Consider the following 12,631-nt stretch of genomic DNA (forward strand, 5'->3'; position numbering starts at 1 on the left):
CCCTTTTTCTTTCTCTGATTTCACCCATGGCATTGATCGTTCACAAATACGGCGGTACGTCGATGGGCTCGACCGAGCGCATCAAGAATGTCGCCAAGCGCGTTGCCAAGTGGGCACGCGCAGGCCACCAGATGATCGTGGTTCCGAGTGCCATGAGCGGCGAAACCAATCGCCTGCTCGGCCTGGCCAAGGAACTGGCGCCCAGCAAGCCCGGCGTGGCCCACAGCCGCGAGCTCGACATGCTCGCCTCCACCGGCGAACAGGCCTCGTCGGCGCTGCTGGCCATCGCGCTGCAGGCCGAGGGCGTCGAGTCGGTCAGCTACGCAGGCTGGCAGGTTTCGGTGCGCACCGACAGCTCGTACACCAAGGCCCGCATCGAGAGCATCGACGACGCGCGCGTCATGGGCGACCTGAACGCCGGCAAGGTGGTGGTCATCACCGGCTTCCAGGGCGTGGACGACGCAGGCAACATCACCACGCTGGGGCGCGGCGGCAGCGACACTTCCGCCGTGGCCATCGCCGCGGCCATGAAGGCGCACGAATGCCTGATCTATACCGACGTGGACGGCGTCTACACGACCGATCCACGCGTGGAACCCGACGCACGCCGCCTCTCGACCGTGAGCTTCGAAGAGATGCTCGAGATGGCCAGCCTGGGCTCCAAGGTGCTGCAGATCCGCTCGGTGGAATTCGCCGGCAAGTACAAGGTGCCGCTGCGTGTGCTTTCGAGCTTCACGCCGTGGGACATCGACATCAATGAAGAGGCCAAGTCCGGCACGCTGATCACTTTCGAGGAAGACGAAAACATGGAACAAGCCGTCGTATCCGGCATCGCATTCAATCGCGACGAAGCCAAGATCTCGGTGCTGGGCGTGCCCGACAAGCCGGGCATCGCGTACCACATCCTCGGTGCCGTGGCGGATGCCAACATCGAAGTCGATGTGATCATCCAGAACCTCAGCAAGGACGGCAAGACCGACTTCAGCTTCACCGTGCACCGCAACGAGTACGCGAAGACCATCGACCTGCTGCAGTCGAAGGTGATGCCGTCGCTGGGCGCGACCGAGATCGTGGGCGACACCAAGATCTGCAAGGTCAGCATCGTGGGCATCGGAATGCGCAGCCATGTGGGCGTGGCGAGCAAGATGTTCCGCGTGCTGAGCGAAGAGGGCATCAACATCCAGATGATCTCGACCAGCGAAATCAAGACCTCGGTCGTGATCGATGAAAAATATATGGAATTGGCAGTGCGCGCACTGCACAAAGCCTTCGATCTGGACCAACCGAGCGCCTAAGTAATGGCATAATCGTGGCTTCTTTCAGGAACTGTGACCGAGTGGCCGAAGGTGCTCCCCTGCTAAGGGAGTATGGGGTGTAGAGCCTCATCGAGGGTTCGAATCCCTCCGGTTCCGCCAGATAGCAAAAAACGGCCCCTCACGGGGCCGTTTTTCATTTCTGTCTTTGCATTGCCGCCTGACTTACGCGGCAACCGCTACGCCACCAACGCGTCCCGGTCCAGCGGCAGCCAGAGCACAAACTTCGTTCCCGTCGAGCGCGATTCCCAGCTCACCGTGCCTCGTATCGCCAGCGCCCGCCGCCGCTGGTTCTGCAGCCCGCGCCCCGACGCCATCGGCGCATTGCCGCTCATTGCGCGCTGCACGTTGAACCCCTGGCCGTTGTCCTCGATCGTCACCTGAACCCCCGCGCCCGCCATCGACGTGCCCACGCGAATTTCCGTGGCGCGCGTGTGCCGCAGCACGTTCGAGATGCTCTCCTGCACGATGCGCAGGATGTGCAGCGCACTCGACGGGTCCAGCCACGCCAGCGCGGGCAGCTCCTGCACCTCCCAGCGCAGCGACACGCCCGTGCCCTCCAGTCGCGGCTCGAGCCGATAGCGCAGCGTGGCGAGCAGCAGCAGCAGGTCGGCCTCGACCGGCTCCAGCGAATCGAGCGTGAGCTTCAGGTCGTCGAGGCAGCTCTTCAGAATCTGCGAGACCTTGTCGTCGCTCATGCCGCCGCCTTCCACCGAGCGGATGGCGCTGATCAGCGAGGAGCCCAGCCCGTCGTGCATGTCCTGCATCAGTCGCTGGCGTTCGTCGCTGATGGTCTGCAGGCGCTCGATGTCGCGCAGCTTGCGGTGGCTCGCCTCGAGCTCGGCTTCGCGCGCGCGCAGGCGCTCGGCCAGGCTCGCGTTGAGCTGCTCAACGGCGCCGATGGCCTGCACGTAGCGGCGGTACATCAGCGCGCCGAACACGCTGAAGGTCACGGCGTTGGTGTACGCCCCCAGGTACCAGCCTTCGGGGCTGATGAAGTTGTTCTGCAGCAGCCAGTCGGTGATGCCCAGCAGCACGCAGATGCCGATGCCCACCGCCACCAGCCGGCCTTCATTGGAGCGGCGCCACGCGCTGACGCCGCCCACCAGGCACACCGCGATGCCCATCAGCGCGGCGACCGCGTAGATCAGCGGCGTGACCTGCGGCGTGTTCGCCACCAGGTCCAGCCCGGGCATCGTCACGATGCCGATGGCGGCGGTGGCCAGCACCACGCCGCGGCTCAGCCACTTCAGCCGGCGCCCGTGCAACTGGCGCAGGAAGAAGTGCACCACCATCACCAGCCAGAACAGCGAGTTGACTGTCAGCCAGGCGAACCAGTCGTTGGCCACGGGCTGCGCCACGTAGAAATGCAGCCCTCGCATGAAGGAGGTGGCCGAGAGGTTGAAGAACAGCAGGTAGCCGGTTTCGTCGCGGCGCCGGAACCACACGAACAGCGCGAACACGCCCACCGCCATGAACGCGGCGCTGAGCATCGCGGGCAGCTCCTGCTGCAGCCACTGGCGCATGCCGTAGCGCCCGCGCAGTGCGTCGGTGGGGCCGATCCACAAGGACGAAAGCGCCACCTGGGCGCTTTGCGTGTGTTCGAGGCGCAGCAGGATTTCGCGCGGCGGCGTGCTGTCGGCGCTGTGGTCCAACGGCACCCACAGCGGGGTGCGGGTGCTGTTCCACAGCGGCCCCGACGGCTGCGCCCGCTGAACCAGCTGCCCGTTGACGTAGACGGCGATGGTGCCGTCGGTCTTGATGCGAATGCCGTACAGCGCCAGCGGGCCAGGCGAGGGCGGCAGGTCGCGCGTGGAAAGCCGGACCCAGGTGGTGCGCGTCGTCGCTGCGGAGTCGGAAGCCTTGGCGGATTCCGCCTGCCGCAACAGCGCGATGGGCAACGCCAGCGGCAACTCGACCTGCTTCCAGGTCGCGGGCAGCGCGCTGCTGTCCTGCTTCAGCGGCGGGGTGCTGAAGCCGGCCGAGTCGTCGACCTGCCAGTCGGCCTGCGTCAGGTGCAGCACCGACTCCGCATGTCGCAAGCCGGCAGTTCCACCGAAGAAGGCACCGATGACGCCCAGCAGTGCCATCGACAGGACGAGCACCACGTTGGCGATGAAGGGTGCAAGTCGGTAGTTCACGCAGGCTGGAAATAGGTTGCGCCAAGGGAGGCACTGAGGCGATGTAACCTATTTTCGCATTCTGTAACGAATAGCGCCGACGCCGGCCAAAGGCCTCTTTCCTCGATGGTTCAAGGCGGGGCAGGCTGCGACAACACCCATTGCGCCAGCGACCGCGCGTCCGCCTCCGACACCTGGGGCTGCCGCGGCATGATGACCCGTCCCCATGTGCCCACGCTGCCGCTGCGGATCTTCGCGGCCAGGCGCGCCGGTGCCTCGCCGTCGTTGCGGTAGCGCTGGGCGATTTGCGCGAAGCCCGGGCCGACCTGTTTGTGGACCAGCCCGTGGCAGGCCATGCATCCGTTCCTGCCGGCCAGTTCGGCGGGCGGCGACTGCGCTGCGGCACCGGCGGCATGCAAGGCCAGAGATAACAATGCCAAAGCAATCGCAAACAGTGGAGGAAAGCGCTTTTCGTGGAAGTTCTTGGACATGAGGGCTCTGACAGGCGGAAGATCGTAGCCCCGCTGGCTTTCGCTCTTCGTCGTGCGCCCGCGACAAGTGCGAACAAGAGTAACTATATGTATGGTTAAATCCGCGCAACTATCGCGAAGAAGACGAGGGATTGCATGAAGCTGTTGCTGAGCATTGCGTTCGCTGCCATGGCCCTGGCCGGTTGTGCCAGCGCGCCACCGACCCCCACCGAGCCCGGAACGGGCCGGGGCACGGCCTATGTGCCCATGGTCGCCATGCAGGGCGTGGACAAGGTGCGCTACGACAGCGACGTGGCCGAGTGCCGCACCGCGGCCAACCGCATCACCGCGCGCAGCGAAACCGGCGACGCCATGTGGGGCGCGCTGGGCCTCGGGCTGATCACGGTGCACGGCCAGGGCATCGTGGCCGCGGCCTCCTACACCGGCATCACCGCGGCCATCATCGACTGGAACGGCCGCCCCGACGCCGACCTGATCGCCGAGCACCAGCAGATCGCCATCGTGCATTGCATGGCCAAGCGCGGGTATCACAACCTCGACGCCAACGTGCGCGACAGCTTCTACGGCAACACCTTCGACCCCGGCGTGATCGCCAAGCCGCGGCGCACCGGCGTCGATACGTACAACGTGGAAACGCTGGCCAAGGCCGGCCGCTGCAACCTGCAGCCGCGCGCCGAACTCACGGCCAAGGGCCCCGGCTACGAAACCTACAACGTGCCGTGCGACAACGGCGGCACCTGGGCCGTGCGCTGCGAATTCGGCAAGTGCCGGGTGCTTGCGCAGGCGCTCATCCGCCGTTCCTGAAGCGCCGTCCTGCAGTTCGATTCAGTTGCCGTCGTCCGACGGCAACCATGCGAGCGACCGGTGCGTCGTTCGCTTCAGGGGCAGTGAGAGCGCAGAGAAGCGCTCCTCGATCTGCTCCCTTTCCCGTCCGCCGATGCGCGCGCCCAGCGACACCGGCAGCTGGCGGCACAGCGCCAGCGCTGCACCCACATTGATCTTGCGCACCGCCGCGGTGGCGCGCGCGGCATCGCCCACGCGGTCCGCAGGGCAGTCTTCCAGCCACAGGTCGTATTCGGCGAACAGCTCACGCGAGATGCCCGCGATGACGGGCGCCCTGGCCGTCCAGTCGTCGCTTGCGAAATGGCCGAGGTCGAGGAAAGCGTCTTCCTCGTGATAGTGCTTCAGCGCCTTGGAAAAATCGTCGAGCGACGACAGCGGCTGCTGCTCCTTCTGCACCGTCAACACGGAGACGAAGGTCGCGGCCTCCAGGTAGTGCGTGAGCTTGTGGGCGACGGCAAATTCGGGCATCTCTCGCCCCAGCTCGTCTTCCACAGGGTCTTCTTCCTCTTCGTCGCTGGAGAGGTAGAAGCGGGCTTGGTGCAGTGGCAGGTCTTCGCTGGCGTAGACCCAGCTGAAGCGGCGGTACATGTCCTCGTCGTCGAGGCAGCCCGCCAGTGTTTCGACGGCTTCGCGCAGGCTCAGCAGCCGGGGCATGTCAGAGGCCTTCTTCCAGGAAAGAAGAAGGCCTCCGCATGCAGGCGTTCAACGTTCAATACTGTGAGCGCCAGGCAGTTCAACGCCAGACGTAGCGGCCGCGCACCAGGCGACCGTGTTCACGGTGCGCCGGCACCCACACCTTGTGCGGGCGATGGTGGCCGCGGTCGTAGCCAGGGCCGGGGCCGTGGCGCGGGCCCGGCTGGGCGAGGGCGGCGGTGGAAGCGAGCAGGCAGGCTGCAAGAACGAAGATGGTTTTTTTCATGTTGGAGTTGTCCTCTGAGTGGTTGCACAGGTGCACCTGAATCGGTACGCGGGCCAGCTTAAGTGAGCTGCCGCGGCCCGCTCCGTAGGCGAAGCCGCACTTTACAAACAGGACACGAAGGCCCGTTGCGCAGGCCCTGCGCGGCTCACTTGATGATCAACCCCTTCAGCGCCGGGTCGGGTGCCGGCGGCTTGAGCTTCATGGCCCGCATCGTCTTCACCAGCAGCTGCGCAATCATCACGTTGCGGTGGCGCTTGCTGTTGGCCGGTATCACATGCCAGGGTGCGTGGTCGGTCGAGGTGGCGCCCAGCGCGCTCTGGTAGGCCTGCTGGTAGGCGCTCCACTTGGTGCGCACCGAGAGGTCGTCTATGCTGAACTTCCATTGCTTGCCCGGCGTGTCGATGCGCGACTGCAGGCGCTCGCGCTGCTCGTCCTTGTCGATGTGCAGCATGCACTTCACCACCACGGTGCCGGTCTCGGTGAGCAGGCGCTCGAAGTCGTTGATCTGCGCATAGCGGCGCTTGGCTTCCGCCTTGTCGATCCAGCCTTCGACCACCGGCACCAGCACGTCTTCGTAGTGGCTGCGGTTCCACACCATGATCTCGCCGGTGCGCGGCACGGCGGCATGGCAGCGCCACAGGTAGTCGTGCGCGCGCTCCTCGTCGTTCGGCGCCTTGAAGGCGGTCACGCGCACGCCCAGCGGCGAGGTGCGCGAGAACACCCAGCGCACGGTGCCGTCCTTGCCGCTGGTGTCCATGCCTTGCAGCACCAGCAGCAGCTTGCGCCGGCCCTCGGCGTGCAGCACGTCCTGCAGTTCGTCGAGCTCGACGGCCAGCGCCTCGACCTCGGTGCGCTGCGAGGCCTCGTCGCCTTCGCAGAAGGGCGTGTCGTCGGGGTCGATGTGCGACAGCTTGAACTTGCTGCCGACGCGGTATTTCTTGAAGCTGGCCATGAAGCGGAACTCCCGTGAAGAACGAAGGAAGCCCACAGCCTAAGCCATCGGCAACCGACGATCCACAGCAAGCGTTCTGCAGTCAGCGCTCTGCCGTCAGCGCTCGTCGTCGTCCGTGTCCAGCGAGGCGCTCCAGCGGTTGTCCCATTCGGCATGGCGCACCGCACCGTCGAGGTCGCGGCGGTCGCGCTTGGTGGGGCGGCCCTGCTCGATGGCCAGGGCGGGCTCGGTGCCCGAGCGGCGCAGCTCCCGAAACGCCGCCTGGGCGGCGAGGCTCTCGGGCGTTTCCTCGTAGAGCTGTTGCGCCACCGGCGCCGGCCCGCGCTGGCCGCTCACGCCGCGCACCGTCACGGTCCGCGTGAGCGGGCCCATGCGCATGGCAACGGTGTCGCCGGCCTTGACCTCGCGCGAGGCCTTGGCGATGTCGCCGTTCACCTGCACGCGGTTCTTGCCGATTTCCTCCGCGGCCAGCGAGCGCGTCTTGAAGAAGCGGGCGGCCCAGAGCCATTTGTCGATGCGCAGACGTTCCATAAAGGTCCGGGAGTGGAATTCAGGAATTGTGCCGCGACAAGGGCAGTCGCACGACGGCATCGAGCCCGATGACCTGTACGGCACCGTCCTGTGTGGCTTCCCGGTTCTCGAGCGCGATGCGCCCGCCCAGCGCCAGCACGATCTCCCGGCAGATCGCCAGCCCCAGCCCCGAGCCGCTCGATGCGCTCCCGGCGGAGAAGGGCGCGAACAGCCGCTGGCGCAGCTCCGGCGAAATGCCCGGCCCGCTGTCGCGCACGGTCAGCACCGCCTCGTCGCCCTCGGGCCGCACCGACACCGACAGCGCCGCGCCCACCGGGCTCAGCTTGATCGCGTTGTGCAGCAGGTTGCGCGCGAGCTCCTGCAGCATCCACTGGTGTGCCTGCACGCGCACCGGCTGGTCGATGGCCAGCTCGAAGTCGAGCGCCTTGTCGGCCACCAGCGGCGACAGGTCGAGCGCGATGTTGCGCACCACCTCGCCCAGGTCCAACGTTACCGACTCGGGCTGCTGGCGCAGCTGCTCGACCTTGGCGAGCGACAGCATCTGGTTGGCCAGCGCGGTGGCGCGTTCCACCGTCTGGCTGATCTCGCCCAGCGCCTGCTCCGGTGCCACGTCGCCGCGGCGCGCCGACTGCACCTGCGCCTTCAGCACCGCCAGCGGCGTGCGCAGCTGGTGGGCGCTGTCGCGCACGAAGCGCTTCTGGTGGTCCAGCAGCCGCTGCAGCCGGCCCATGACCTGGGTGGTGGCGTCGATCAGCGGGCGCAGTTCGCGCGGGGCGTCGGGCGCGTCGATGGGCGAGAGGTCGTCGGCCGGGCGCCGCTCGATGGCCTCGCCCAGTTCGCGCACCGGCCGCGTGGCGCGCTGCACCACGAAGATGGTGGCCAGCGCGATCACGCCCATCAGCAGCAACTGGCGCCACAGCGTGTCCAGCAGCAGCTTGCGCGCCAGCGTCTCGCGGATTTCCAGCGTCTCGGCCACCTGCACCACCGCCATGCCGCGCCCGCGCGCGCTGGCCACCGGCTGCAGCAGCACCGCCACGCGCACCGGCTGGTTGCGGAACTGCGCGTCGTAGAAGTCGACCAGCGCGGCGTAGGCGCTGCGGTCGGGAATGCGGCCGCGCCAGAACGGCAGCTCGGCAAAGCCCGAGACCATTTCGCCATCGAGCGCCGACACCCGGTAGAACAGCCGGCTGCGGTTGTCGGCCTCGAAGGCTTCCAGCGCCGAGTAGGGCACGATGGCGCGCAGCTGCGCCAGCTCGTCGTAGCCCTCCACGTCCAGCTGCTCGCCGATGGTCTTGGCCGAGGCCAGCAGGGTGCGGTCGTAGGCCGTGGTGGCGGCCGCCAGGCTCTGGCGGTACAGGCTCACGCTGTTGATCACGATGAACACGGCAATCGGCGCGAGGATGCCGAGCAGCAGCCGCGCGCGAAGCGACGAAACGTGGGTCATGCCGGGCCGCTCACGCCTCGGGGCGCAGCAGGTAACCGAGCCCGCGCATCGTCATGAGCACGGCGCCGGTGCCCACCAGCTTCTTGCGCAGCCGGTACACCACCACCTCGATGGCCTCGTACTGCACGTCGGCCTCGCCCGGGAACACCAGCTCGAACAGGCGCTCCTTGGTCACCGCATGGCCCGGCTTCATCATCAGCGCCTTCAACAGCGCCAGCTCGCGCGGGGTGAGCTCGAGCAGCTCGGCGCGGTTGTAGATGGCGCCGTTGTCGGGCTCGAAGCGCAGGCCGCCGATTTCCTGCGGGTTCAGCCCCGCGTCCTGTCCGGTGACGCCATGGCTGCGCCGGCGCAGCGCGCGAATGCGCGCCTCCAGCTCGTCGAGGTCGAAGGGCTTGGGCAGGTAGTCGTCGGCGCCGGCGTTCAGGCCGACGATGCGGTCGCCCACCGTGCCGCGCGCGGTCAGCAGCAGCACGGGCGTGCGCAGCCCTTCGGCGCGGGCCTGCGCCAGCACCTGCAGGCCGTCGAGGTTGGGCAGGCTCAGGTCCAGCGCCACCACGTCGGGCTCGATGGCGCGCCACTGCGCCACGGCCTCGGCGCCGTCGCCGCAGATGCGCACGTCGATCCGGCGCCGCCCGAGGGTGCGCTGCAGGGTGATTTGCATCGAGGGGTCGTCTTCGACCAGCAGCAGCTTCATAAGGGGGGCAGGGCGATGGAAAAGGCGGTACGCAGCAACGCGTTCTTCGGTGTTTTCCCCAGTCTGGCGGACAGCCAACTGACAGCGGGGCGGCGCATGATAGCGCTCAGGTTCAAGTCAGGTTCCTTTCAAGTTCCTTCCAGTTTCCAGGAGACAACAATGCGTCGCGATACCTTTCTGAAGTCCTTGGCCGCCCTGGCCGCCGCCGGAGCCCTGCCACTGTCGGCCCGTGCCGCCGCCAACGTCAAGATGATGATCCCGGCCAATCCCGGAGGCGGCTGGGACACCACCGGCCGCGCCCTGGGCAAGGCCCTGAGCGACGCCAAGGTGGCCGACACGGTCACCTACGACAACAAGGGCGGTGCCGCCGGCGCGCTGGGCCTGGCCCAGTTCGTCAACGGCTCCAAGGGCGACGCCAACGCGCTGATGGTCATGGGCTCGGTCATGCTGGGCGGCATCATCACCGGCAAGCCGCCGGTCAAGCTCGAGCAGGCCACGCCCATCGCCCGCCTGACCACCGAATACAACGTGTTCGTGCTGCCGTCGAACTCGCCCTTCAAGACCATGAAGGACGTGGTCGAGCAGCTCAAGAAAGACCCGGGCAGCGTGAAGTGGGGTGGCGGCTCGCGCGGCTCCACCGAGCACATCGCCGCGGCCATGATCGCGCAGAAGGTCGGCGCCGACCCCTCGAAGATCAACTACGTGGCCTTCCGCGGAGGCGGTGAAGCCACCGCCGCCATCCTGGGCGGCAACGTCACCATCGGCGGCAGCGGCTACAGCGAGTTCGCCGAATACATCGCCGCCGGCAAGATGAAGGCCATCGCCGTCACCTCGGCCCAGCGCCTGCCGGGCATCAACGTGCCCACGCTGAAGGAGCAGGGCATCGACGTCGAGATCGGCAACTGGCGCGGCGTGTACGGCGCGCCCGGCATCTCGGCCGAGCAACGCAAGGCGCTGACCGACATGGTGCTGGCCGCCATGAAGAGCGCTTCGTGGGCCGAGTCGCTGAAGAAGAACGACTGGACGCCGGCCGTGATCTCGGGCGACGCCTTCGCCAAGTTCGTCGACGACGACTTCGCCAGCCTGCGCGCGATCATGACCAAGTCCGGCATGGTCTGACCCCCCGCGCGCACCACTGGCTCGCCCACGGCGCGCTGTCCTCGCAAGAGCGGACAGCGTGCCGTTTTCAAATCCGGCTCCGCACTCGGCGCCACACCCGGGACAAAAAATGACAACTCCAGACTCCTCGGTCGCCCCGCAGCCCGCGGTCACATGGCCGCAGACCCTGGTCGGCGCCGGCGTGCTGCTGACCGGCCTGGCGCTGGCCTTCGGCGCCATCGGCATTTCTTCCGAAGCCGGCTACGGCGGCGTCGGCCCCAACTTCCTGCCCTGGCTGGTGTCCGTGGTGCTCGTGCTGTGCGGCGCCTGGATCCTGTGGGAGGCGCGCACCGGCGGCTTCCGCGAACTCGACGCGCCCTCGGGCGCCGAGCACGCGTACTGGCCCGGTTTCATCTGGGTGTCGGCGGGGCTGCTGCTCAACGCGGCGCTCATCACCACGCTCGGCTTCATCCTGAGCTGCACGCTGTGCTACGTGCTGGCCGTGCAGGGGCTGCGCCGCGCGAGCGGGCAGGCCGGCGTGAACTCGCCGCGCACCTGGGCCACCGACTTCATTGCCGGCGCGCTCATCTCCGCCCCGGTGTTCTGGATGTTCACGCAGTTCCTGGCCATCAGCCTGCCGGGCCTGACCTCGACCGGGTGGTTCTGACATGGAAATCTTCAACGCACTCATGGCGGGCTTCGCCACCGCCATCACTCCCATCAACCTGCTGTGGTGCCTGGTCGGCTGCGCCCTGGGCACCGCCGTGGGCGTTCTGCCCGGCATCGGCCCGGCCGTGGCGGTGGCCATGCTGCTGCCCATCACCGGCAAGGTCGACATCACGGCCTCGATGATCTTCTTCTCGGGCATCTACTACGGCGCCATGTACGGCGGCTCGACCACCTCCATCCTGCTGAACACGCCCGGCGAAACCGCCAGCATGGTGACCGCGATGGAAGGCAACAAGATGGCCAAGAGCGGGCGCGCGGGCGCCGCGCTGGCCACCGCCGCCATCGGCTCCTTCGTGGCCGGCACCATCGCCACGGTCATCGTCACGCTGTTCGCGCCCTTCGTGGCCGAGTTCGCGGTCAAGCTCGGGCCGCCCGAGTATTTCCTGCTGATGCTGCTGGCCTTCACCACGGTGAGCGCGGTGCTGGGCAAGAGCACGCTGCGCGGCATGACGGCGCTGTTCGTCGGCCTCGCGGCCGGCTGCGTGGGCCTCGACCAGATCTCGGGCCAGGGCCGCTACACCGGCGGCGTGCCCGAGCTGCTCGACGGCATCGAGATCGTGCTGGTCGCGGTCGGCCTGTTCGCGGTGGCCGAGGTGCTGTACGCCGTGCTCTACGAGGGCAAGGTGGTCGAGGGTCAGAACAAGCTCAGCCGCGTGCACATGACCAAGCGCGACTGGAAGCGCTCCATTCCGGCCTGGCTGCGCGGCACCGCCATCGGCACGCCCTTCGGCTGCATTCCGGCCGGCGGCACCGAGATTCCGACCTTCCTGAGCTACGCGATGGAAAAGAAGCTCGCCAAGGACAAGGACGCCAAGGCCGAGTTCGGCACCCAGGGCGCCATCGAAGGCGTGGCCGGCCCCGAGGCCGCCAACAACGCCACGGTGACGGCCGCGCTGATTCCGCTGCTCACGCTGGGCATTCCCACCTCGAATACCACCGCCATCCTGCTGGGCGCGTTCCAGAACTACGGCATCCAGCCGGGCCCGCAGCTGTTCACCACCTCGGCCGCGCTGGTGTGGGCGCTGATCGCGTCGCTGTACATCGGCAATGTGATGCTGCTGGTGCTGAACCTGCCGATGGTGGGCCTGTGGGTCAAGCTGCTGAAGATTCCGAAGCCCCAGCTCTACGCCGGCATCCTGATCTTCGCGACCGTGGGTGCCTACGGCATGCGCCAGAGCGCGTTCGACCTGTTCCTGCTGTATGCCATCGGCCTGCTGGGCGTGGTGATGCGTCGCTTCGACTTTCCCACGGCGCCCGTGGTGGTCGGCATGATCCTGGGCCCGCTGGCCGAAGCGCAGCTGCGCAACGCCATGTCGATCGGCGAGGGCAGCGCCGCGGTGTTCTTCCAGCGCCCGATGTCGATCACGCTGGTGGTCATCGTGGTGGCCGTGCTGGTGCTGCCGCGACTGGCCAAGCGCATGAGCGAACGCAAGCTGAAGCGGCTGGCGCAGCTGGACGCCTGACGCCTGACCCCCGCCAGGCGACGCCTCGCGTCCC

At 67.4% G+C, this 12,631-nt stretch carries 13 protein-coding genes and 1 tRNA gene; 6 read left to right on the forward strand and 8 right to left on the reverse strand.

All coding sequences use genetic code 11. The features are described 5' to 3' along the window. Window positions 1–26 precede the first annotated feature (26 nt). Complete coding sequence (locus QTI51_RS06320) at window positions 27–1,295, forward strand: aspartate kinase (RefSeq protein WP_116908788.1); 1,269 nt, start codon at window positions 27–29, stop codon at window positions 1,293–1,295. A 27-nt stretch (window positions 1,296–1,322) separates the two neighbouring features. Further along, window positions 1,323–1,415: transfer RNA gene (locus QTI51_RS06325), tRNA-Ser, on the forward strand. A 77-nt stretch (window positions 1,416–1,492) separates the two neighbouring features. Here the strand turns inward: QTI51_RS06325 and QTI51_RS06330 are convergent. Continuing rightward, entirely contained in the window at window positions 1,493–3,454 is a 1,962-nt protein-coding gene (locus QTI51_RS06330; protein WP_503011477.1) for a sensor histidine kinase, read from the reverse strand. A gap of 110 nt (window positions 3,455–3,564) precedes the next feature. Further along, complete coding sequence (locus tag QTI51_RS06335; protein ID WP_286512342.1) at window positions 3,565–3,924, reverse strand: c-type cytochrome; 360 nt, start codon at window positions 3,922–3,924, stop codon at window positions 3,565–3,567. A gap of 135 nt (window positions 3,925–4,059) precedes the next feature. On the opposite strand from QTI51_RS06335, the gene QTI51_RS06340 reads away from it, so the two are divergent. Further along, the gene (locus QTI51_RS06340; protein ID WP_116908790.1) at window positions 4,060–4,728 is read left to right on the forward strand and encodes a hypothetical protein; all 669 of its coding nucleotides are present in this window, start codon (window positions 4,060–4,062) and stop codon (window positions 4,726–4,728) included. 21 nt (window positions 4,729–4,749) lie between these two features. Here the strand turns inward: QTI51_RS06340 and QTI51_RS06345 are convergent, their stop codons facing one another. From QTI51_RS06345 to QTI51_RS06370, 6 genes are all read right to left on the reverse strand, one after another. Continuing rightward, complete coding sequence (locus QTI51_RS06345; protein WP_116908791.1) at window positions 4,750–5,421, reverse strand: DUF7716 domain-containing protein; 672 nt, start codon at window positions 5,419–5,421, stop codon at window positions 4,750–4,752. A gap of 79 nt (window positions 5,422–5,500) precedes the next feature. Beyond that, on the reverse strand, window positions 5,501–5,686 hold the full coding sequence (locus QTI51_RS06350; protein ID WP_132748840.1) for a hypothetical protein: 186 nt from the start codon (window positions 5,684–5,686) through the stop codon (window positions 5,501–5,503). A 145-nt stretch (window positions 5,687–5,831) separates the two neighbouring features. After that, entirely contained in the window at window positions 5,832–6,638 is an 807-nt protein-coding gene (locus tag QTI51_RS06355; RefSeq protein ID WP_116908793.1) for a PPK2 family polyphosphate kinase, read from the reverse strand. A 96-nt stretch (window positions 6,639–6,734) separates the two neighbouring features. Next, on the reverse strand, window positions 6,735–7,169 hold the full coding sequence (locus QTI51_RS06360; RefSeq protein WP_116908794.1) for an RNA-binding S4 domain-containing protein: 435 nt from the start codon (window positions 7,167–7,169) through the stop codon (window positions 6,735–6,737). A gap of 19 nt (window positions 7,170–7,188) precedes the next feature. Continuing rightward, window positions 7,189–8,613 carry a sensor histidine kinase gene (locus QTI51_RS06365; RefSeq protein ID WP_116908795.1) on the reverse strand — a complete coding sequence of 475 codons (1,425 nt, stop codon included), beginning with the start codon at window positions 8,611–8,613 and terminating at the stop codon, window positions 7,189–7,191. Window positions 8,614–8,623: 10 nt separating this feature from the next. Next, window positions 8,624–9,307 carry a response regulator transcription factor gene (locus tag QTI51_RS06370; protein ID WP_116908796.1) on the reverse strand — a complete coding sequence of 228 codons (684 nt, stop codon included), beginning with the start codon at window positions 9,305–9,307 and terminating at the stop codon, window positions 8,624–8,626. Between the two features lie 159 nt (window positions 9,308–9,466). Here QTI51_RS06370 and QTI51_RS06375 point away from each other — a divergent pair, with 159 nt between their 5' ends. The 3 genes from QTI51_RS06375 (at window position 9,467) to QTI51_RS06385 (ending at window position 12,597) form a co-directional block, all read left to right on the forward strand. After that, complete coding sequence (locus QTI51_RS06375; RefSeq protein WP_116908797.1) at window positions 9,467–10,426, forward strand: tripartite tricarboxylate transporter substrate binding protein; 960 nt, start codon at window positions 9,467–9,469, stop codon at window positions 10,424–10,426. Window positions 10,427–10,535: 109 nt separating this feature from the next. Continuing rightward, window positions 10,536–11,072 (forward strand): tripartite tricarboxylate transporter TctB family protein, encoded by a 537-nt coding sequence (locus QTI51_RS06380; RefSeq protein WP_116908798.1) that lies wholly within the window; start codon window positions 10,536–10,538, stop codon window positions 11,070–11,072. A 1-nt stretch (window position 11,073) separates the two neighbouring features. Then, window positions 11,074–12,597: a tripartite tricarboxylate transporter permease gene (locus tag QTI51_RS06385; protein ID WP_116908799.1), complete on the forward strand. Its 1,524-nt coding sequence runs from the start codon at window positions 11,074–11,076 to the stop codon at window positions 12,595–12,597. The last annotated feature ends 34 nt before the right edge of the window (window positions 12,598–12,631 follow it).

Origin of the sequence: Variovorax sp. J22G73 (assembly GCF_030317035.1) — a bacterium.
GTDB lineage: Bacteria > Pseudomonadota > Gammaproteobacteria > Burkholderiales > Burkholderiaceae_C > Variovorax.